Consider the following 22,622-nt stretch of genomic DNA (forward strand, 5'->3'; position numbering starts at 1 on the left):
GAGAGTATTAGAGGAGGAAACACCATGAATAAAACAGAATTAGTAGCAGCTATGGCGAAAGAGACAAATTTATCCAAGAAGGATGTAGAAGACGTACTGAAATCTTTCGTTGATGTGGTTTCTAAAGAACTGAAAAATGGCGGAAAGATCCAGTTAGTTGGATTTGGTACATTTGAAGTAAGTGAAAGAGCTGCTAGAGAGGGAAGAAATCCTCAGACTGGTGAGACAATGAAGATCGAAGCATCTAAAGCACCTAAATTCAAAGCCGGAAAAGCTTTAAAGGATATGGTTAACGCGAAATAATTGATTGACGATAGCCGACAGGGGGGACGGAAGTTCCCTCTTTTTTACTACCTGTGAGGAGGAATTATGCGTTTAGATAAATATCTGAAGGTCTCACGACTGATTAAGCGCCGTACTGTGGCAAATGAAGCCTGCGATGCAGGCAGAGTCCTGGTAAATGACAAACCTGCAAAGGCATCTGTACAGATCAAAACAGGAGATGTGATTGAAATCCAGTTTGGAAGCAAAAATGTACGGGTGGAAGTTCTGGAGGTCAGGGAGACTGTGAAGAAAGAAGATGTAGAGAGTATGTACAAATATCTTTGAGCTGAAATTACTTCTATTTAAAGTTTTCTGCACATAAACTACTGATAAGTAAGAGGAAAAGAAATCCGGAGGACAAAGTTGGAAGAAAGGGGAAATCTTTCTGACCATAGTCTGAAGCTGAGGGATCGCCGGATAGGTACGGTGACCGGTGTACAGGATATAAAATCCTTTGATGATAAAGAAATACTGCTTTTTACAAAAGCGGGAAAACTGTTGATAAAGGGAGAACAGCTTCATGTGAAGCGCCTGAATCTGGAAAAAGGAGAAATTGATCTGGAGGGAAGAGTTGATAATCTCTGTTATCTTTCTAAAAATGCAGATAATAGAGAAAAACCACTTCTCAGAAGGTTATTTCATTAACAGATGAGTATGTTTATTCATCATGAACTATTTCTTGTAATTCAGGCGTTGGGAACGGGGGCTGTTCTCCTTTTGTGCTATGATCTGCTGAAAGTATTTAGAAAGTACGCTGTTCGTTCCCGCAAAATATCAAATGCACAGGACATTCTGTACTGGATAGGAAGTGCACTGTATATCTTTGCCAGGACTTGCCGGAATAATGATGGAAATCTCCGCTTTTATATGATTCTGAGTTTGGCGGCAGGAGCTGGTCTGTGTCATTTGACTGTCAGTCCTTTCTTTGTGAAGTTTTGTGGAATACTCTTTGATATTTGTATAATTATTGGGAAAAAAATAATAAAATGGTTGCTATTTCCGGTCAGAAGAGGTAAAATTTTCTGGTATAAACATGTAGTAAAAGGAAGGCTGGCAAATTGGGTAATTCTAAGAAGAAACGAAAAACGAAAAGAAACAGAAAAATAGGATATAATTCTCTTGGAATGCTTGCTATTGCGCTGGTTGTTCTGGTACTTCTGGGAGGATTAATGCATGAGAGCCGGAATCTCAGAGAGCGTCTGGCAGTGTATGATGCCAAGGCTGCTACCATAGAGCAGGAGATAGAGAATGAACAGGCCCGTACAGAAGATATTGATAAACTGAAAGAATATATGCAGACAGATGAGTATGTGGAGGAAATCGCCCGGGAGAAGTTGGGACTTGCGAAGGATAATGAGACTGTTTTTAAAAAGGAACAGTAGCAGAGCCTATATGTCGAAAACTTTTCAGATTTGTTCGTCTGTATTTGACAGATATTTTAAAACCCAATCCTTATAATATTTCTTTGACGGAGAATGAAGGGGGTACTGTGAGAACAGGACAGTAACAGATAAGGGGAGGGAGAATATGCAGGAATGGATGCTTGCCATGCTCGTGATCAGTATAACACTGATCATACGGGACATGGCAAAAACTATTTTGGCGGGAAATGTACCGGATACACAGGAAATGATCGCTTTGTGTGACAGTCATCCCCAGAAGGAAAGGGTGGAGCAGTATGCAGCCTCTTTTCGGAGACTGGCAGACACTTTTTATGGTATGCCATATCCCAGGGATTACTTAAGCAGCGGACAGATACGACAGATTACAGAAGATACCAATGAACAGGTGTGTGCCAGATGCTATCGGAGAGAAATCTGCTGGGAAAGCAGGGGCAAAGAGATGTGTCAGGAGACAGAGCTGCTGGTCCGGGCACTGGAAAGTGGAAAGGAAGAAGAAATCCAACAGATTCGGGGGGACTGGATGAGCTTCTGCGGGCGTTCCGTGCAGTATTACCATACAGTTTTTCAAAATTTTCAGCTGGAGAAAATGAACCAGATATGGGACAACCGTATGATTGAGAACCGGCTGGCAGTGGCGCAGCAGCTTGGGGAAGTTTCCAGGATTATGGAACATATGGCTGATGATCTGTATGATATGGAAAGATGTACTCCGGAATTTGAGGAGAAGCTTCGGAAAATACTTCGGAAGCGTCATGTGATCTTACGTCAGGTATGGATGATGGACAGGCGCAAAAGCAAAAAACAGATATTTCTCACTATGAGAGCCAGAAGCGGGCAATGTATTTCCATGACAGAAATTGCACAGCTTTTGTCTGAACTTTGTGAAAAACCTATGGCACCTGCCAGCGGAAGCCGATGTATTGTAAACGGAGAGTATCATACAGCACATTTTGTTGAGGATGTCAGTTATCAGATGTTATATGGTACAGCAACTCTGACAAGAGAAGAAGAGAAGGTTTCCGGCGATAATTATCTGTGCAGGCAGGAGGAGGGAGGGCGTTTTATTATGTGCCTCTCAGACGGAATGGGGTCAGGTATGGATGCGTGCAGGGAAAGCGAGACTGTGGTAGAACTTTTGGAGCAGTTTCTGGAATCAGGCTTTTCCCAGGAAACTGCTGCCAAAATGGTAAATTCCGCATTGGTACTTAAAGGACAGGAAGGAATGTTCTCTACAGTAGATATGTGTGCTGTGGATCTGTATACAGGAATCTGCAACTTTCTGAAGGCTGGAGCAGCTTCTACTTTTATTAAAAGAGGACATGGGGTAGAAACGATCACTTCTGAAAGTCTGGCAGCCGGACTGGTTCAGCAGATTGATTTTGAAACTGCTTCCAGAAAGCTTTATCATGGAGATTATCTGATCATGATGACAGATGGGGTATTGGATGCTCTTCCGGTACAGAAGGAGGAGGAAACCATGAAGGAAATTATTCTGGATGTACATGAAGAGTCACCGAAGGAGCTGGGGCGGGAAATCCTGGAACGTGTGTTGGGATACAGTGACTACCGTGCCAGAGATGATATGACTGTGCTGGTGGCCGGTATCTGGAAGAAATAGAGAAAACAGGAGTCACAGAAGAAATGTATAAAAGAATTGCTGGTTACATGAAAGAAAATCATATGACAGAAGCCGGATATACAGTGCTGGCAGGTGTATCAGGAGGAAGTGATTCCATGCTGATGCTCACAATCCTGAGAGAACTGCAGAAGCCGCTGGATTTTAAGCTTGCGGCTGTGCATGTACATCATGGGATCCGTGGACAGGAGGCAGACAGGGACAGGGCTTTTGTAGAGCAGATCTGTGAGGAATGGGGAATTCCCTGTCATGTGTTTCATTATGATGTTCCTGCTTTAAGCAGAAAGTGGAAGCTTGGGGAGGAAGAGACCGGCAGACTGGTACGCAGGGAGGCGTTTGAGAAAGCTGCCCATAGTTATACAGATCAGAAGGTACGTATTGCATTGGCACATAATCAGCAAGATCTTGCAGAAACCATGCTTCATAATCTGTGCAGGGGAACCGGTTTGAGAGGATTGTGCACTATGCGTCCGACTGCGGAAAAAATCATACGTCCTATTTTGTGCCTGAATCGTGGGGAGATTGCTGATTTCCTGGAAAAATATCAGATTCCACATATACAGGACAGTACAAACCTGTGCGATGAATATACACGAAACAGGATACGGCATCATATTTTACCGGCTTTGGAGCAAGGGATCAATCCAAAAGCAACTGCCCATATGGCAGAAACCGCGTTCAGGCTTTCTCAGGCAGAGGACTACCTGACTGCCCGGGGGACAGAGCTGGCAGAGAAATTTTATAGAGAGGGCAGGTACTGTTTTACAGAAGAATTTTTTGGGACTCCGGAAATTCTTCAGATTTATGCACTCCAGCAGGCAATGGAGAAACTGGCAGGAAAGAGAAAGGATATTACCTCTGTTCACTATCAGAAGCTTTGCAATCTGTGGAATATGCAGACAGGAAGAAAAATAAATCTTCCTTATGGAATGGAGGCAGAAAGAAGATATACAGAAGTAGACTTGCACGTAACATATTCGGAAGATATCTGTGAGAAAAAAACTTCTGATCAGCCTGCAGGGCAGAGGATTTTGGTGCCCGGGGATACAATTGGTCCCTTGGGAAGGATCCATACAGAAGTATTTTTGTATGACGGGCAGAAGATTGAAGAAAAAAAGTATACGAAATGGCTGGATTATGATAGAATAATAAAGTATCCGTGCATCCGGACCAGGAAAACCGGTGATTATATTGTTATCAACAGCAAAGGAGACAGAAAAAAGATCAATCGCTGTATGATTGATGAAAAGATCCCGGCAGACAGGAGAAATCAGGTTCCTCTCATTGCAGTGGAGGATGAAATACTTTGGATCATAGGAAGCAGGATAAGTGAGCGATATAAAATAACCCCCTGTACCAGGATGGTTTTAGCATTAACATACCAAGGAGGAAATAAAAATGAGTGAGAAAATCAGAGTTTTACTCAGTGAAGAGGAAGTAGATTCCCGTATCAGAGAAATCGCAGCAAAGATCAGCAGAGATTATGCAGGAAAGGAAATACATTTGATCTGCGTCCTTAAAGGCGGTGTATTCTTTACCTGTGAGCTTGCAAAAAGAATTACAGTTCCGGTAACTCTTGACTTTATGTCTGTTTCCAGTTATGGAGATGATACCAAGTCCAGCGGAGTTGTGAAGATTGTGAAGGATCTGGATCAGCCATTGGAGGGTAAGAATGTGCTTATTGTAGAGGATATTATTGATTCCGGAAGAACCCTGAGTTATCTGATCGATATTCTTGGAAAGAGAAAGCCGGAAAGCATTCATTTGTGCACTCTGCTTGATAAACCTGAGCGAAGAGTAAGAGATGTTAAGGTGGATTACAGCTGCTTTAATATTCCGGATGAGTTTGTGGTAGGCTATGGTCTGGACTATGCGCAGAAATACAGAAATCTTCCGTTTATCGGAGTAGTGGAACTGGGGGAAAACTGAAAGGAGACAGAATCAAGTGAATAAACAGCCAAGCAGAATTGGTCTGTATCTGGTGCTGCTTGTTGCTCTTGTTGCTGGTTATTTCTATTTAAATAATCAGGTGGTATCTCAGAGCAGCTATACGCAGAAACAGCTGGAACAGGCTCTTGAAGACAACAGAGTGGTTGATGCAACGATTCAGCAGAACAGAGAGGTTCCTACCGGTGCAGTGATCGTAGATACCACAGATTCCGGTCAGAAAAAAGTATATGTGACGGATGTGAACCAGGCAATTGAATTGCTGAATAAATATAATATTGATGTTACAACGCAGAATGTGCCGGGAGATAACATATTTTTGACAACTCTGCTCCCTGTACTTCTTACAGGAGCACTGGTGATTTTCCTGATCATGATGATGAACCGGCAGATGTCAGGAGGCGGTGGAAGTAATGCCAAGATGATGAATTTTGGTAAAAGCCGTGCCAGGATGTCCTCTCCGGATGATAAAAAGGTAACCTTTAATAATGTAGCAGGTCTGGAGGAAGAAAAAGAAGATCTGGTAGAAGTAGTAGACTTTCTGAAATCTCCTCAGAAATATACAAAAGTAGGTGCCAGAATTCCTAAAGGTGTGATCCTTGTGGGACCTCCCGGAACAGGTAAGACACTTTTGGCCAAGGCAGTGGCAGGAGAGGCAGGAGTTCCGTTTTTCTCTATCTCCGGCTCTGATTTTGTGGAGATGTTTGTTGGTGTAGGTGCTTCCCGTGTGCGTGACCTGTTTGAAGAAGGAAAGAAGCATGCCCCCTGCATTATCTTTATTGATGAGATTGATGCGGTTGCAAGACAGCGTGGTACAGGAATGGGAGGCGGCCATGATGAGAGAGAGCAGACGCTGAATCAGCTTCTGGTAGAGATGGATGGTTTTGGTGTTAATGAAGGAATCATTGTGATGGCTGCTACCAACCGTGTGGATATTCTGGATCCTGCAATCCTGCGGCCGGGTCGTTTTGACCGTAAGGTCGCAGTGGGACGTCCGGATGTAAAAGGCAGAGAGGAGATTTTACGTGTCCATGCCAAGGATAAACCTCTGGGTGAGGATGTGGATCTGAGACAGATTGCAAAGACAACGGCAGGATTTACAGGTGCAGATCTGGAAAACCTGCTGAATGAAGCTGCTATTGAGGCTGCCAGACAGGAAAGAGGCTTTATTCTTCAGGCTGATATTAAGAGTGCATTTATCAAAGTAGGTATTGGTGCGGAGAAAAAGAGTAAGGTAATATCTGACAAAGAGAAGAAGATTACAGCGTACCATGAGTCCGGTCATGCCATTCTTTTTCATGTACTGCCGGATATGGATCCTGTGTATACCATTTCTATTATTCCTACAGGAATGGGGGCTGCAGGTTATACCATGCCGCTGCCGGATAACGATGAGATTTTTAACACCAAAGGACAGATGCTACAGGATATCATGACTTTGTTAGGAGGCCGTGTGGCAGAGGAGATTATTTTTGGTGATGTTACTACCGGGGCGTCCAATGATATTAAGCGTGCTACTGCTACTGCCAGAAGTATGGTGATGAAATATGGAATGTCTGATAAAATTGGCCTGATCTCCTACGGAGACGATGACGATGAGGTGTTTATCGGCAGAGATCTGGCACACACCAGAAGCTACAGTGAAGAAGTATCCAGGTCTATTGATGAAGAAATTCATCGTATTATTACAGAATGCCATGATCGTGCGAAAGAGATCATTATGGAACATGAGGATGTGCTCCACAGCTGTGCAAAGCTTCTTCTTGAGAAGGAAAAAGTACACAGAGATGAATTTGAAGCACTTTTTACAAGAGAAAATTCTGTGGAAGAAAACCCAAGTATATAAAACAGCCAAAAAAGTGTGCCGAATTTTGTGAAGTTTGTGCACACTTTTCTCTTGCTCCATGGTACTATATAAATCGTAAAAACCCCCCCAATACATTATATAGTTTTTGCTACACCCCATAAGAAGAAATACCTTCTCCAAAAAAGACAGCTTTATCCCGCTGTCTTTTTTTCGTTGATGAAAACATGCAAATCAGAGGTTTTATTGATGATCCTGGGTTTAGGCAGAATAACTGAATAAAAGCCATTTTTATAGCAATCCGATTATTGTCATTGGGGAGATTTTCATATAGAATATAGTAAGTGTCCCTGGTGTGGACATTTCTGCAGGATAAAAAATGCAGATAATTCTTATGATAATATTAAAAATATTATGTGCGATGGGAAAGAAACTGTCGGATGTAATGGTAAAAGAGAGGAGCAGGCAGACATGGAACATGAAAAGAAAGATATCAGGAGAAAAATGCAGTATATCTTAAACATGCGCCCTGTTTTTAATAAAGAGGCACTTTTTTCAGATGGAACAGAATATTACAGAAGTCCATCAGAACCAAAAGCAGGAGATACAGTAACCATTAAATTCCGGACCCAGAGAAACAATGTGGATTCTGTTTATCTGGTAAGCGGTAATCTGCGTAAACAGATGGAATATAGTGAGACTGAAAGTGGTTTTGATTATTATACAGTACAGATCACAGTAGGAGAGGATATTTTTCGCTATTATTTTGAGATCAGATATGGATCTGTAACCTGCTATTACAATAATCTGGGAGTCTCCATGGAACGTGAGGAGCGGCTGGACTTTGAAATTTATCCTGGATTTGATACACCGAAATGGGCAAAAGGGGCGGTCATGTATCAGATTTATGTGGATCGTTTTCTCAATGGTGATCCAACGAACGATGTTGTGACCGGGGAATATGCCTATATTGGAGAACTTAGCTCACAGGTAGAGAACTGGAGCAAGATTCCGGCTGTAATGGGGGTCAGGGAATTTTATGGCGGTGATCTTCAGGGAATTATGAATAAGCTGGATTATATTCAGGATCTGGGAGTAGAAGTGATCTATCTGAATCCTATTTTTGTTTCGCCAAGTAATCATAAGTATGATTGCCAGGATTATGATTATGTGGATCCACATTATGGACGGATTGTGGAAGACTGTGAGGAAGGGGTTCTCTGTGGTGATGACAGAGATAATTCACATGCATGGAAATATATCAAACGTGTGACAAATAAAAAGAATCTGGAAGCAAGTAATGAACTTTTTGCAAAATTAACAGCGGAGATACACAGAAGAGGAATGAAGATCATTCTGGATGGTGTATTTAATCATTGTGGATCCTTTAACAAGTGGATGGACAGAGAGCGGATTTATGAAAAGCAGGAGGGATATCCTAAGGGAGCTTATGTCAGCGCCGATAGCCCTTATCGGAACTTTTTCTCCTTTAACGATCCTGACAAGTGGCCGTATAATCCTACTTATGATGGATGGTGGGCACATGATACCCTGCCCAAATTAAATTATGAAGGCTCCAGGGAGCTTTATGACTATATTTTGCATGTAGGACAGAAATGGGTTTCTGCGCCTTACAATGTAGATGGATGGAGACTGGATGTAGCAGCAGATCTGGGACACAGCAATGAATTTAACCATCAGTTCTGGAAAGATTTCCGGAAAGCGGTAAAAGAAGCAAATCCCAATGCAATTATTCTGGCAGAACATTATGGAAATCCGGAAGGATGGCTTAAGGGAGATGAATGGGATACTGTTATGAACTATGATGCTTTTATGGAACCTTTGACCTGGTTCCTGACAGGCATGGAGAAACATAGTGATGAGTACAGAGAGGATCTCTATGGAAATAGTGATGCGTTTATCGGTGCTATGAAAACACATATGCGTGCATTGCATATGTCGGCACTTCAGATCGCAATGAACGAATTATCCAATCATGATCATTCCAGATTCCTGACCAGGACCAATCACAGAGTAGGAAGGATTTCTTACGCAGGAGCTGAGGCAGCCTCCGAAGGAGTAAATACTGCTGTGATGCGTGAAGCAGTTGCTATACAGATGACCTGGCCGGGTGCTCCTACTGTCTATTATGGGGATGAAGCAGGGCTTTGCGGGTTTACAGATCCAGATAACAGACGTTCCTATCCATGGGGGCGTGAGGATTATCAGATGATTGATTTCCACAAAGCGATGATCCGGATCCACAGAAAGTATGAAATATTAAAGACAGGTTCCCTGGCATTTTTATGGAATGATTATCAGGGGCTTGCCTATGCCAGATTTTCACGAGAGGAACAGATTATTGTGATCATCAATAACCGTCAGGAAGACAGAGAAGTGGAAATTCCATTGTGGCAGGCTGGAATCAGCCGGCTGGGGGATGTGAAGCTTCAGAGGATTATGGTTTCCGATAAAGATAATTTTACGGAACAGGAGGAGGAATTTGTAGCATCTGCAGGCATATTGCGAGTGTTAATGCCGGGCACAGGAGTTATGGTCCTCTGGCATAAAAATCAGAATTGTTAGAAAGAAAAAAGGTTCAGGCATTTGCCTGAACCTTTTATGGATGGAGAAGGATTCGAACCTTCGAAAGCGTTGCTAACAGATTTACAGTCTGCCCCCTTTGGCCACTCGGGAATCCATCCTTAAACCGTTTGTTATTATAGCGGATATTCTGGAAAATTGCAAGTGCTTTTTTGTATAAATTTATAAGGGGTTGGTTGAGGATTTTGGTTGTCATTTTTTTGGCAAAACGCTAGACGAATTTGTTGAAATCTGGTAATATACAGTTATCTGGATGTGGAAAATATAATTTATTGAGATAAATCAGGATATTTTTCATATGTAAGAGATGATTATCGTAGCTGTAGCATCAGAAGGCAGTTACAGATTAGGAGGAATTTATCATGTTAGTAAGCGCAACAGAAATGCTGAAAAAAGCAAAAGCTGGTCATTATGCAGTTGGACAGTTCAACATCAACAACCTTGAGTGGACAAAGGCTATCCTTTTAACAGCTCAGGAACTGAACTCTCCTGTAATCCTTGGTGTATCCGAAGGTGCTGGTAAATATATGACCGGTTATAAAACAGTTGTTGGTATGGTTAATGGAATGATGGAAGAACTGAACATCACTGTTCCTGTAGCTCTTCACCTTGACCACGGCAGCTATGAAGGATGTTTAAAATGCGTGGAAGCAGGATTCTCATCCATTATGTTCGATGGATCTCATTATCCGATCGAAGAGAACGTTGCAAAAACTAAAGAACTGGTTAAGATCGTTGCTGAACACGGAATGTCTCTGGAAGCAGAAGTTGGCTCCATCGGCGGTGAAGAAGACGGTGTTGTAGGTATGGGTGAATGTGCAGATCCTCAGGAATGCAAGATGATCGCAGACCTTGGTATTGATTTCCTTGCAGCAGGTATCGGTAACATCCATGGAAAATATCCGGCTAACTGGAAAGGCTTAAGCTTTGAGACTCTGGATGCTATCCAGAAACTGACAGGAGATATGCCACTGGTACTTCACGGCGGCACAGGTATCCCGGCAGACATGATCAAGAAAGCAATCGACCTTGGTGTATCCAAGATCAATGTTAATACAGAATGCCAGCTTTCTTTTGCAGCAGCTACACGTAAATATATCGAAGAAGGAAAAGATCAGCAGGGTAAAGGATACGATCCTCGTAAACTTCTTGCACCTGGCTTCGAAGCAATCAAAGCTACTGTTAAGGAAAAAATGGAATTATTCGGATCAGTTAACAAAGCCTGAGACATAAAGGCATAAAGAGAGAACAGACTCTGACAGGATTGACCTGACGGGGTCTGTTTTTTTTCTTCTTTTTTATGATATAAAAAAATGTATATATAAAAAAATCAATATCTGAAAAATTTATCATGTTTCTTGATTTTTTATCATGGCGAAATCCTGCTGAAAAATTTACAATATATTCAAGTTATGAAACAGAAAACATCATAGGAAAAGGAGAGAAAACGATTATGAAGATGAAGAAAGTAACAGCAATGGGAATGGCAGTACTTATGGCAGCAACTATGATCCCGGCAGTACCGGCAATGGCTGATGACGCCGGAAAGGTTTATTACTTAAACTTCAAACCAGAGCAGGATGAAGCCTGGCAGAACCTGGCAAAAGAATACACAGAGGAAACTGGTACAGAGGTAACTGTTGTTACAGCAGCTTCCGGACAGTATGAGACAACACTTCAGTCAGAAATGGCAAAGAGTGATGCACCTACTTTATTCCAGGTAAACGGACCGGTTGGTTTGAAAAACTGGAAAGATTACTGCTATGATCTGAAAGATTCCGATATTTACTCACAGCTGACATCTGATTCCTACAGCTTAAAGGATGGAGATGCAGTGGACGGAATCGCATATGTAATCGAATCCTATGGTCTGATCGTAAATAAGACCTTACTTGAAAAAGCAGGATATACTCTGGACGATATTAAATCCTTTGATGATTTAAAGAAAGTTGCTGATGATATCCAGAGCAAAAAAGATGATCTGGGAATTAAGGGAGCATTTACTTCCGCAGGTATGGACGGATCCTCTGACTGGAGATTTAAAACACATCTTGCAAACCTTCCAATCTACTATGAGTATAAAGAAGACGGAATCGATGATACAGATGCGATTAAAGGTACATACCTTGATAACTACAAGAATGTATTTGATCTTTATATTACAGATTCTACCTGTGACGGTTCTGAGCTTTCTGCAAAAACAGCAGATGACTCCAGAAATGAATTTGTAAATGGTGAAGCAGTATTCTATCAGAATGGTTCCTGGGAATATGGTGAACTTTCTAAAACATTCAAAGATGATGAGCTGGCTATGATCCCGATCTACTTTGGTGTAGATGATGCAAACGAAGGTCTTGCAACCGGTACAGAAAATTACTGGTGTGTAAATAAGAATGCATCTGAAGCTGATGTAAAAGCAACACTTGATTTCATGAACTGGTGTGTAACCTCTGAGGCAGGAACAAAATCTATGGCTGAAGATATGGGATTCACAATTCCTTTCAAAACAGCAGAGGCACCAAGCAATGTATTTGTAAAACAGGATGCAGAGTACACAGAAGCTGGTCTGACACCTGTATCATGGAACTTTACAACAATGCCATCTGAAGAGTGGAAAAATACTCTTGGATCTGCTCTTACAGCATATGCAGCAGGATCTGGCTCCTGGGATGATGTTAAGAGTGCGTTTGTCGACAACTGGGCAACAGAGAAGGCACTTTCCGAATAATGAATAAAAAAATAAGGGAGGCAGAGATTCCTGTCTCCCTTTTATAGATTCTAAGCAGAGAATGGGAAGAAGAGGAGAGATTTACCATGGTAGGAAAAACAATCAAAAAGTGGTGGCCGATTTTCGTTGTGCCTACACTGGCTGCATTTATAATCGGATTTTTATGGCCGTTTATCTGGGGAATTTACCTTTCATTTTGTAAATTTACCACAGTGCAGGATGTTACTTTCGTAGGATTTTCAAACTATCAGAAAATATTGCTTGATAATACTTTCAGCCATGCGTTCTGGCTGACTGTGGCATTTGCCTTTATATCCAGTATTCTGATCAATGTTCTGGCATTTGCCATTGCACTGGCGCTGACAAAAGGATTCAAGGGAACCAATGCATTCAGAACAGTATTCTTTATGCCAAACCTGATCGGCGGTATTGTTCTTGGATACATCTGGCAGACCTTATTAAATGGTCTGTTATCCAAATGGGGACAGCCGCTGCTGGCTTTGTCTGCAAAGAACGGATTTATCGGTATGCTGATCCTTCTGTGCTGGCAGCAGATTGGATATATGATGATCATTTATGTGGCAGGTCTGAATAATGTTTCACCTGACCTTATCGAAGCGGCACAGATTGACGGAGCTACATCCAGACAGATTCTGTTCAAGATTAAAGTACCGATGATCATGCCGTCTGTTACAATCTGTACCTTCCTTACACTGACAAATGGATTTAAAATGTTCGACCAGAACCTTTCTCTTACAGGTGGAGATCCTGCCAAGCAGTCTCAGCTCCTTGCCTTGAATATCTATGATACATTCTATGCACGAAGCGGACCACAGTGGAAGGGAATCGGTCAGGCAAAAGCAGTTGTATTCTTTATTCTGGTTGTAGCCATTGCCCTGATTCAGCTTAAAGCAACATCATCTAAGGAGGTGCAGCAGTAATGGAAAACAATAAAAAGAAAAGTATTATTCCTACAATTATATTAACCATACTGTCCCTTCTCTGGATTTATCCTATTATACTGATCCTTTTAAACTCTTTAAAAAAGGAATCAGCCATTACAACTACAGGAGTGTTTGAACTTCCTCTGGGTGAAATATGGAATGGATTTACAAACTATGTAGCCAGCGTAACACAGATGGATTTCCTGAAATCTTTCTGGTACAGCCTTGTGATCTCAGTTATGTCGGTAGTACTGATCCTGCTGTGCTGCTCTATGTGTGCATGGTACATTGTCCGTGTAAATGGAGTGCTTTCCAAGATTTTATACTATCTGTTCATATTTAGTATGGTAGTTCCTTTCCAGATGGTTATGTTCACTCTGGCAAAGACAGCAGATACACTGAAACTGAACACTCCTTATAATATCTGTATTATTTATCTGGGATTTGGTGCAGGACTGGCAGTATTTATGTTCACCGGTTTTGTAAAGGGAATCCCGCTGGAAATTGAAGAGGCTGCTCTGATCGATGGATGTAATCCGTTACAGGTATTTTTCAAGATCCTGATCCCGATTCTGAAGCCTACCATTATCTCCACTGCAATCCTTCAGCTGATGTGGGTATGGAATGACTATCTTCTGCCGACCTTGGTACTGGACATTAAGAAATATCGTACAATTCCTATGGCAGTACAGTACTTCCGCGGAAGCTTCGGTCATGTACAGATGGGACCGATGATGGCAAGTATTATGATCGATATTATCCCGATCGTTATTGTTTACCTGGTATGCCAGAAATATATTATTGAAGGTGTTGTTGCAGGTGCAGTAAAAGGATGATAAAATAGTATCAGACGCAGGCTGATATGGATAATAAGTGACTGAAAATAAAGATAGTTCCATAATTGCAGGAGCTATCTTTATTTGTATATATAAGGGGGTAGGAGGTTAGAAGCTATGTATCGTGTATTAGTGGTTGATGATGAAAAAATAGAGAGAGAGGGAATTAAATTTCTGCTTTCCAGGGAAGAGGGAGAATTTGAGATTTCTGAGGCTTCCAACGGGCGCCAGGCATTGGAAATCCTGAGAAATGAGGAGATAGATATACTACTGACAGATATTAAAATGCCTCATATGGATGGCCTGGAACTGGCAAAAAAGGCAAAAGAGGAAAAAGAGGAGCTGCAGATTGTAATCTTTAGTGGCTATAACGATTTTTCCTTTGCCCAGGAGGCAATCCGTTATGGTGTGAAAGAGTATGTCTTAAAACCGGTGGATCCTGATATTTTCAGTGAAACACTGGAAAAGGTCCGCAGTGAAATTGACAAAAATAAAAACCGCAAGATCAGAGATCAGAAGGAACAGGATTTTCTCCAGCAGTATTTTCTCCAGAATTATATTTACACAGGAAAAAAAGAAATTCTGGAAAAAGCCGGAGAAATGATCAACCTGGATACCTGGAATCAGTGGCATTGTGCCATTCTGGTGGAATCCTCCCAGAATTTTTTTGATACTGCAGATGAGAATCTGGCAGAGGATATGCGCAAGGAACTGCGGAGAATATTTTTCTATCTGAATCTGAATGCCAGACAGTCTCTGTTTTTGTTTAACGATGTATATTGCGATTATCTGTTGGTAGCCAATCAGCTGTATACTGTGATGAAGCGCCAGTATCCGGGAAGCTTTCATCTGGCAGTAAGCAGGAAGTTTGAGGGCTGTGAAGCATTGCCTGAGATCATGACAGAGCTGGAACAGCAGATGGAGGAGCGATTTTATCATCCGGAGAATCATGTATTCTCCAATGAGGAGGAAGAGTACAGTCATGCGGACAAGGCTGTCCAGGATTCCCAGCTGATGCAGAGAATTTCTGAGGACATCAGCAGAAAGGACATTCAGCAGCTGAAAGTCCATTTTCAGTGCCTTACGGACAAATACAAAAGCAGTACCCAGTTTTCGGCTATGTATATTAAATTTGTATTTTCCAATGTGATCCAGGCATTGTTTGAGGAAACACAGTTCTCAGAGGAACGCCGCCTGGATAAGGAGATTGACAGACTGTACAACTGCAGTGATATTTCACAGATCCTTCAGGTTACTGAGGAGAATATCCGGGAGTATGAAAATTTTCTGGAACGTTCTATGAGTGAATCCAGAAATGAGGTGGCTGCAGTGAAAAATTACATCTATCAGCACTACGGAGAGGATCTGAGCCTGGAGATGCTGGCAGAAAAGGTATATTTGTCCTCAGGATATCTGAGTTTTATTTTCAAAAAGGAAACAGGAATGAACCTGAACCGTTTTATCCGGGTATTCCGTATGGAGAAGGCAAAGGAGCTTCTGTGCAGCACAAATATGAAGGTGGCACAGGTAAGTGAAAAAGTAGGATTCTCCAATGTATCCTATTTTTGTCGAAGCTTCCGGGAATATTACGGAAGCAGCCCTGAGTCCTACAGGAAAGGAACAGGTGACGATGAAGAGAATCCGAAAGAAATTTAGAGATATGAAATACCGTCATAAGCTTACAATCCTGCTGGTGACATCCAGTCTGGTGCCTATGACGATGCTTGCTCTGTACAGCCATAACAGTATGAGCAGGTTGGTGCGCCATAATGAAGTGGAGGATACCTCATCCATCCTGGAACAGACCAGGGAAAGTATTGACAGCCAGATCGAAGTATATACAGGACTGATCAATTATCTTACCTATTCTCCGGATATTGAAGAAGTGATCAATGAGAAAAACATGGATAATTATGTGGCATATGCCAAATATACCCAGATTGTGGATCCTCTTCTCACAGTGCCTAAATCCTATCATGATGCTATCAATCAGATACAGATTTTTGCAGACAGTATTAAAGTGAGACATGAATATACTCTTGTACCTATGGATGAGATAGGACAGGAATGGTGGAGCAGCCAGCTGAATGATGAAGTGCAGGTACAGTGGCTGGTAAATACGGAAAAACCGGAGATTGCGGCAGTGAGAAATATTTACGACGGAAGAAACCGCACGGCGGTTCTGTGTATTACTCTGGATTACAATAAAATATTCAAACCGTTGAAAAATATTATCTCAGAAGAATCTGGAACTATGGTGCTGGATCAGAATCAGAATATTGTGTACCGTAATGAGAACATTCAGGATAATGATTTGGCAGATTTAAGGGAATCGGATAAAATTTTAGAGCAGATCAGAAAAGAATATGTAGCAGTAAATAGTACCAGTCAGAATACGGGCTGGAAGTTTTATCTGTATAAAACTAAAAAATCTGTAGAAAAATCAGTTTATCAGATGTTGCTTTCTGAGATTCCGCTGATTGCAGGCTGTGTACTGATCATTTTTATTCTGGGTATGGCTTTCTCCAGATTATTTACCCGCAAGATCGAAATGCTTACGGAAAATATGGATCAGGTAAATCATGGAAGCAGAGAGGTTACGGTTACCAGCGATGCAGAGGATGAGGTGGGGGTTCTGATCAGAAGCTTCCGCAGGATGATGGGGGAGATTGACCGTCTGATCAGTGAAGTTTACGAGAACAAAATAGCTCTTAAGGAATTTGAGCTGAAAGCGCTTACTGCACAGATCAATCCCCATTTTCTGTATAATTCTCTTTCCATTATTAACTGGATGGCTATTAAGAGCGGTCAGAAAGAAATCAGTAAGGTGACTCTGGATTTATCTACTTTTTATCGTACAGCTCTAAGCAAGGGAGAGGATATGGTAACTGTGGAGAATTGTATCCGTAATATTGAAGCTTATCTGTCTATTCAGTTGGTGATGCATGACAATGATTTTACAGTAGAGTGGAAGATTGATCCGCAGGTAAAAGCAGAAAAAGTCCCTAAACTGATCCTGCAGCCAGTGGTAGAAAATGCATTAGAGCATGGACTGGATGTAAAAGAAGAAGGAGATAAAATCCTGCAGCTGTCCTTTCTGGATGCCGGGGATGCAGTACTTCTCCGGGTAGAAGATAATGGAATGGGAATGGAACAGTCAGTGGCAGAATCGTTGGTTACTTACCAGGCAGAAGGCTATGGGCTGAAAAATGTGAACGATCGAATCTGTCTGCTTTACGGAGAGGAGTATAAAATTCGTATCACCAGCAGTGTAGGTAAGGGAACAGTAGTAGAAATGAGGATTCCAAAGGGAGAAACATCATGATGATACAGAGTGTGACAAAGGCAGGAAAAAAGCTTTTTGTAATTCTGATTCTGGGAATAACTTTGCTTCAAAGCGGATGTAATAATTCAACAAAGGAGACTCAGCAGAAAGCAGAAAAAACGGATGGGGTTGAGGAAAAGAAAAAAACTGAATCCGGGGACTGGGAAGAAGCCCGGACAACTCCCTATGGAAAGTATCCTGAAACTGTGACATATACTCTTGCCCAGATGAATGGTGCCAATAATTCCAATCTGCCCAAAGGGCAGACTTATGAAAATAATGAATATACCCGTTATCTGAAAAAGATGTTGAATATCCAGAATGAGAACACATACATGGAAAGTGAAGACAGATATGATGAATTTGTCAATGTGATTGTGAAAGATCGGATGCTCCCTGATGTCATGGTGATCTCGGACAAGAAAATGCTGGATGAAATGGTGGAAAACGATCTGATAGAAGATTTGACAGAGGTGTATGAATCCTGTACTACAGACAGAATCAAAGCTATGTATTCCAGTTATGGAACCGAGCTTCTGGATTCTGTGAAATATGACGGGAAGCTGATGGCAATGCCTGAGACTGTTATTGATCATGGTCCCTGCCTGCTCTGGCTTCGTAAGGACTGGATGGATAAGCTGGGATTAGAAGAACCGCAGACTCTGGAAGAAGCTTTTGAGATTATTGAAGCTTTTCAGAAAAACAGGATGGGAGCAGCACCTGGAGAAGAACCTATTGGATTGGTATGTGATACTTCACTGGTAGGAACTACAAGTAGTAGTTATTCTGTTGACCCTGTTTTTCAGAAATTCGGAGCCAATCCCCAGAGATGGCAAAAGGGTGAGAATGGAGAAGTGGTATATGGTTCTCTTACAGAAGAGACGAAGAATGCACTGGAATATTTGAACCAGCTTTATGAAAGGGGAATTCTGGATGAGAATTTTGCACTGCGGGCTCAGAATAATCTAAGGGATCTGGTAGTCAGCGGAAAGTGCGGGGCGTTTTTCGGATTGTGGTGGACGCCTAATAATCCTCTTATGGATGAGTATGAAGAAGATCCGGACTCTGACTGGGAGCCATATTATTTTCCGGCAGAAATACAGAAAACGGCAGAAACCTATTCTACATTCAGAGACAACAAATATGTAGTGGTGCGAAAAGGTTATGAGCATCCTGAAATTGTAATGAAGATTTTGAGTGTACTTTTTGATTATACCAGGTATGAAGCAAAGGATGCAGATGAAATGAACAGCTATTTTGCCCTGAATGTGGATCCTACAGCAAGGCCGTTGGTGATCAATGTGGATTACAATGAAGCCACTTATCGTGTGACAGAGCATATTCAGAAGGTAATTGCAGGAGATATGGAAGAAGAGAAGCTCAGTGCCATTGAGAAATCTTACTATCAGGCCTGCAGAAATTATATGGAGGGGCAGAATGTGACAGTGGAGGACTGGGCAGCTTACAAGTCCCGCATTTCTGCAGTAGGTCTTCTGGTGAAATCGGATTACAGGACTCCTGAGAAAATCTATCTGCAAACTTCAAATCTGGAAATTCCTCAGACTCTTGGTACTCTTGAGAAGAATACTTTTATCCAGATTATCATGGGGAAGCGCCCCATATCCTATTTTGATGAATTCGTAAGCAAATGGTATGAACAGGGAGGGGATCAACTGGTAAAAGCAATCCGGGAGGATTCCAGGTAATGCGAATATTTTGGTATAAATATAATTTACAAAATTATATATTTTTCTGGTATAATTTTTCAGGCAGGCTGTAAAAAATGTTTTACAGCCTGCCTGAAACTTATTAGTCTTAAAAAGAGTACAAAAGAACAGGGGCGGGAAATGGATAATAAAGAAAAAAACAGAAAGAAAAAGATAAAAGTTATCCTGGGGATCTGTATTGCATTATTTTTACTCCTGGGAGGAGGATTGTTGGTTTATATACATAAAGTGGATACGGACACACTGGGGAGAAAAATTACCATATATGGTCTGGACGTATCAGGTCAGAATGTGGAGAAGGCCGGACAGACCATCCGGAAAGCATTTCAGGATAAAAAGGTTGTTTTCCGGGAGGATGGCAGTCAGGTATATCAGACAACTGTAGAGGAACTGGGATATTCTCTGGATGAGGGAACACTTCAGTCTGCACTTACAGTCTTGAAACAGCAGCGTGATCAGACAAGGACGTTTCTGGCCTCCTGGAAAAATTACGAAATAGAATATCAGGTAAACAAAGATGAGACAGCAGAACAGTCTGCACTGACAGAAGATCATTTTGGAGAGAAAGAAAGAACGGAAGCTCAAAATGCTGAGATCAGATACAGCAAGAAGAAAAAGAAATTTGTTATAGTAAACCAGGTGGCAGGGACACAGATTGATGAAGAACGTCTTCGAAATTACGTGGACAAGACGCTGGAAGCAGAGTTTCAGGATAAGCTGCTCACCGGTGAAGTCAAGATAGATCTGAACCAGCAGGCATATAAGCAGCCTTCTGTAAAGGCCTCAAAAGAATTGAAAAAGGAATTGAAAAGCCTAAACGGACAATTGAAAAAATACCGCAAGGCTACCATAACCTATACCTTTGGAAATACGACAGAGACTCTGGATTCCCAAACAGTAAATTCCTGGATCAGTATTCAGGGCACAAAGATCGTAATCGATCAGGAGCAGGCAGGGGCCTTTATTTCACAGCTTGCCAATAAATACAATACCATTTATGTTCCCAGAACCTTTCATACTTCTATGGGTACGGATGTGACTGTGGAGGATAATGAATATGGTTACAGGATCGATCAGAGCGGCGAGTTAAGCCAACTGCTTGCTGATCTGAAAAGCGGCAAGGATGTGGTCCGTGAACCGGTATACAGCAGCAAAGGAATGCAGAGAAACGGAACAGATGATCTGGCAGGCAGTTATATAGAGGTAAGTCTGGATGCACAGCACCTTTGGCTGTACAAAGATGGAGGGTTGGTAACGGAAACAGATATTGTCAGCGGAGCGCCTACAGAGGAGAGGCATACCTATACGGGAGCCTGGCCCATTGCCTATAAAGCAAGTCCTTTTACGCTTACCAGCGATGTATACGGATATGATACCAAGGTAAAATACTGGATGCCCTTTGTCTACGGGCAGGGGCTGCATGATGCACCCTGGCAGTCGGCTTTTGGAGGAAATCGTTATAAGACAGGAAACGGAAGTCATGGATGTATCAATCTGCCGGAAGAAGAGGCTGCAATTATTTATGAAAATATTGACGGTGGATATCCCATTATTATATATTAAAAACAGTTTAACCGAATCAAGTAAGTAGCGAAGCGGATGATTTTATCCGCTTGACCTCAAAATACAACAGGAGGAACTGGATGATGGAATTTCAGAAATTGATGGAAGTAAGAAGAAGTGTTCGAAAATATGCAGCAGACAAAAAGGTCACAAAAGAAGAACTGATGGAGATGATTGGCGCTGCACAGGAGGCTCCTTCCTGGAAGAATACGGAGACAGGGAGATATTATTGTGTATTGTCTGAGGAGATGACAGAGAGAGTACGCAGAGAATGTCTGCCTGAGGGAAATGCCCGTAAGGCTGAAAATGCAGTACTGGTTGTAACTACTTTTGTAAAAGATAAAGCTGGTTTCCAGAATGACAAAACTGCGGATAATGAATTGGGCAATGGTTGGGGATGTTATGACCTGGGATTGCAGAATGAAAATTTTGTTCTGAAGGCAGCAGAACTGGGGTATGGAACTTTGATCATGGGGCTGAGGGATGGAGAGAAGCTTCGGAAGGTGCTGGATATTCCGGAAGAGGAAACGGTAGTGGCAGTGATTGCTGTGGGTGTGGCAGCAGAGGAGCCAAAGAGGCCTAGACGTAAAGAATTGGATGAGATTGTGAAGGTGTATTAATATATAGGATTGACAGAACGGAATCAGAGGTGAAGTTATTTTCCTCTGATTTCTTTGGATTACATTATTAATGATGTGTTTTTACGGATGGAGGGTAATGTGAAGGCAGTTTTTTTGGACATAGACAATACTTTACTTAGCTTTGATGGTTATGTAAAGCAGACAATGAAGGAAGGGTTTGAGCACTTTGGGTTAAAGCCTTATGAGCCGTATATGTTTGATATTTTTATCAGAGAGAATACGAAGCTGTGGAGGCAGATTGAGCAGGGAACGCTAGTGTTTGAGGAGTTGGAGAAAATCCGATGGAATATTATTTTCAAGTATCTGGATATTGAGTTTGACGGAACTGTTTTTGAAAAATATTTCAGGGGCAGGCTTTTTGACAGTGCAATTCCGGAAGATGGAGCTTATGAGCTTTTGGAATATCTGAAAGGGAAATATATTCTCTGTGTGGCTAGTAATGGTCCTGGTGAGCAACAGGTGCACAGGCTGGAGATTGCCGGGATGAAGAAGTATTTTGATTATATTTTCGTTTCTGAGAGGATTGGGGCATCCAAACCTTCAAAGGTGTTTTTTGAGAGGGCTTTTGTGGAACTGAATGAAGGGAGGAAGGAGATAATATTGCCGGAGGATACGGTGATGATCGGGGATTCTCTGACTTCAGATATTGCGGGAGGACAGGCCTTTGGGATGGAGGTTTGTCTGTTCCGGAGGAAAGAGGGAATGGATATACCGGATGGTGTACGGTGGGTGGATCGGTTGGAGCAGATAGAAGAGATTTATTGAGGTGCGCCGGAGGCCGGACGCCCCGAAAGGACAGCGGGTGGGAAGACTGGTTTCGGGAGCTAGAAACTCTAAGGCCCGGGAGATCAGCTAAAGGCGCTCGCAAATGGCGCAAACTCGCTTCGCTCAGACAGTGCGGCCATTTGTTCGCAACGCTGATCTCCCGGGCCCAAGAGTTGCTACGCTCCCTGCACGAGCCTCCCCACCCGCTGTCCTTTCGGGGCTGGTGGCTGGCGGCGGGAGGGGGTGTAGATTGGTGGCTGGTATGGGGAGGGGGCGGAGCGGATTTTTTTTGTCTGTGGAAGGAAGAATAGTGATTGGAAATAAAAAATAAAAAAAGTTAAAAAGGGGGTTGACAGTGGCGGATAGGAGTGTTAT

Annotated in this window: 20 protein-coding genes and 1 tRNA gene; 20 read left to right on the top strand and 1 reads right to left on the bottom strand. The window is 42.2% G+C overall.

All coding sequences use genetic code 11. The annotated features are described in order from the left end of the window. Positions 1–24 precede the first annotated feature (24 nt). From ACTNDS_RS13470 to ACTNDS_RS13515, 10 genes are all read left to right on the top strand, one after another. Complete coding sequence (locus tag ACTNDS_RS13470; protein WP_019160901.1) at positions 25–303, top strand: HU family DNA-binding protein; 279 nt, start codon at positions 25–27, stop codon at positions 301–303. Between the two features lie 66 nt (positions 304–369). Further along, a complete protein-coding gene (locus ACTNDS_RS13475; protein WP_019160902.1) occupies positions 370–609 on the top strand; it encodes an RNA-binding S4 domain-containing protein in 240 nt (79 codons plus the stop codon). 78 nt (positions 610–687) lie between these two features. Continuing rightward, positions 688–969 carry a sporulation protein YabP gene (yabP, locus tag ACTNDS_RS13480; RefSeq protein WP_173743800.1) on the top strand — a complete coding sequence of 94 codons (282 nt, stop codon included), beginning with the start codon at positions 688–690 and terminating at the stop codon, positions 967–969. A 9-nt stretch (positions 970–978) separates the two neighbouring features. After that, the gene (gene yabQ / locus ACTNDS_RS13485; protein WP_243874045.1) at positions 979–1,431 is read left to right on the top strand and encodes a spore cortex biosynthesis protein YabQ; all 453 of its coding nucleotides are present in this window, start codon (positions 979–981) and stop codon (positions 1,429–1,431) included. Beyond that, complete coding sequence (locus ACTNDS_RS13490; RefSeq protein WP_243176460.1) at positions 1,383–1,706, top strand: FtsB family cell division protein; 324 nt, start codon at positions 1,383–1,385, stop codon at positions 1,704–1,706. The genes yabQ and ACTNDS_RS13490 overlap by 49 nt, the downstream gene beginning before the upstream one ends. A 145-nt stretch (positions 1,707–1,851) precedes the next feature. Then, positions 1,852–3,345, top strand: a complete 1,494-nt coding sequence (locus ACTNDS_RS13495) for a SpoIIE family protein phosphatase (protein ID WP_441036320.1) — start codon at positions 1,852–1,854, stop codon at positions 3,343–3,345. 23 nt (positions 3,346–3,368) lie between these two features. After that, positions 3,369–4,769, top strand: coding sequence for a tRNA lysidine(34) synthetase TilS (tilS, locus tag ACTNDS_RS13500; RefSeq protein ID WP_441036322.1), 1,401 nt, complete (start codon positions 3,369–3,371; stop codon positions 4,767–4,769). Then, the gene (gene hpt / locus ACTNDS_RS13505; RefSeq protein ID WP_173743796.1) at positions 4,762–5,292 is read left to right on the top strand and encodes a hypoxanthine phosphoribosyltransferase; all 531 of its coding nucleotides are present in this window, start codon (positions 4,762–4,764) and stop codon (positions 5,290–5,292) included. Before tilS ends, hpt begins: the two co-directional genes overlap by 8 nt. 16 nt (positions 5,293–5,308) lie before the next feature. Next, on the top strand, positions 5,309–7,156 hold the full coding sequence (gene ftsH / locus ACTNDS_RS13510; RefSeq protein ID WP_019160909.1) for an ATP-dependent zinc metalloprotease FtsH: 1,848 nt from the start codon (positions 5,309–5,311) through the stop codon (positions 7,154–7,156). A gap of 429 nt (positions 7,157–7,585) precedes the next feature. Then, complete coding sequence (locus ACTNDS_RS13515; RefSeq protein WP_441036325.1) at positions 7,586–9,700, top strand: glycoside hydrolase family 13 protein; 2,115 nt, start codon at positions 7,586–7,588, stop codon at positions 9,698–9,700. 37 nt (positions 9,701–9,737) lie between these two features. Here ACTNDS_RS13515 and ACTNDS_RS13520 read toward each other — a convergent pair. Continuing rightward, a tRNA-Tyr gene (locus ACTNDS_RS13520) sits at positions 9,738–9,819 on the bottom strand. A gap of 261 nt (positions 9,820–10,080) precedes the next feature. Here ACTNDS_RS13520 and fba point away from each other — a divergent pair. The 10 genes from fba to ACTNDS_RS13570 all read left to right on the top strand — a co-directional run bounded on the left by fba (position 10,081) and on the right by ACTNDS_RS13570 (position 22,247). Next, positions 10,081–10,944 (top strand): class II fructose-1,6-bisphosphate aldolase, encoded by an 864-nt coding sequence (gene fba / locus ACTNDS_RS13525; RefSeq protein WP_441036327.1) that lies wholly within the window; start codon positions 10,081–10,083, stop codon positions 10,942–10,944. Between the two features lie 227 nt (positions 10,945–11,171). Then, the gene (locus tag ACTNDS_RS13530) at positions 11,172–12,446 is read left to right on the top strand and encodes an ABC transporter substrate-binding protein (RefSeq protein WP_441036329.1); all 1,275 of its coding nucleotides are present in this window, start codon (positions 11,172–11,174) and stop codon (positions 12,444–12,446) included. An 86-nt stretch (positions 12,447–12,532) separates the two neighbouring features. Next, complete coding sequence (locus tag ACTNDS_RS13535) at positions 12,533–13,387, top strand: carbohydrate ABC transporter permease (RefSeq protein ID WP_441036331.1); 855 nt, start codon at positions 12,533–12,535, stop codon at positions 13,385–13,387. Next, the gene (locus ACTNDS_RS13540) at positions 13,387–14,226 is read left to right on the top strand and encodes a carbohydrate ABC transporter permease (protein ID WP_118511254.1); all 840 of its coding nucleotides are present in this window, start codon (positions 13,387–13,389) and stop codon (positions 14,224–14,226) included. The genes ACTNDS_RS13535 and ACTNDS_RS13540 overlap by 1 nt, the downstream gene beginning before the upstream one ends. 117 nt (positions 14,227–14,343) lie before the next feature. Then, positions 14,344–15,882, top strand: coding sequence for a response regulator transcription factor (locus tag ACTNDS_RS13545; RefSeq protein ID WP_441036333.1), 1,539 nt, complete (start codon positions 14,344–14,346; stop codon positions 15,880–15,882). Then, positions 15,779–17,551 (top strand): cache domain-containing sensor histidine kinase, encoded by a 1,773-nt coding sequence (locus tag ACTNDS_RS13550; RefSeq protein ID WP_441036335.1) that lies wholly within the window; start codon positions 15,779–15,781, stop codon positions 17,549–17,551. The genes ACTNDS_RS13545 and ACTNDS_RS13550 overlap by 104 nt, the downstream gene beginning before the upstream one ends. Continuing rightward, positions 17,548–19,257 (top strand): extracellular solute-binding protein, encoded by a 1,710-nt coding sequence (locus ACTNDS_RS13555; protein ID WP_441036337.1) that lies wholly within the window; start codon positions 17,548–17,550, stop codon positions 19,255–19,257. The genes ACTNDS_RS13550 and ACTNDS_RS13555 overlap by 4 nt, the downstream gene beginning before the upstream one ends. A gap of 141 nt (positions 19,258–19,398) precedes the next feature. Beyond that, positions 19,399–20,841, top strand: a complete 1,443-nt coding sequence (locus ACTNDS_RS13560) for a L,D-transpeptidase family protein (RefSeq protein WP_441036339.1) — start codon at positions 19,399–19,401, stop codon at positions 20,839–20,841. 83 nt (positions 20,842–20,924) lie between these two features. Next, a complete protein-coding gene (locus ACTNDS_RS13565; RefSeq protein ID WP_173743831.1) occupies positions 20,925–21,461 on the top strand; it encodes a nitroreductase family protein in 537 nt (178 codons plus the stop codon). 99 nt (positions 21,462–21,560) lie between these two features. Further along, positions 21,561–22,247 (top strand): HAD family hydrolase, encoded by a 687-nt coding sequence (locus ACTNDS_RS13570; protein ID WP_441036341.1) that lies wholly within the window; start codon positions 21,561–21,563, stop codon positions 22,245–22,247. Positions 22,248–22,622: the final 375 nt, after the last annotated feature.

Origin of the sequence: Blautia sp. HCP3S3_C12 (genome assembly GCF_052064155.1) — a bacterium.
Lineage (GTDB): Bacteria > Bacillota > Clostridia > Lachnospirales > Lachnospiraceae > Blautia_A.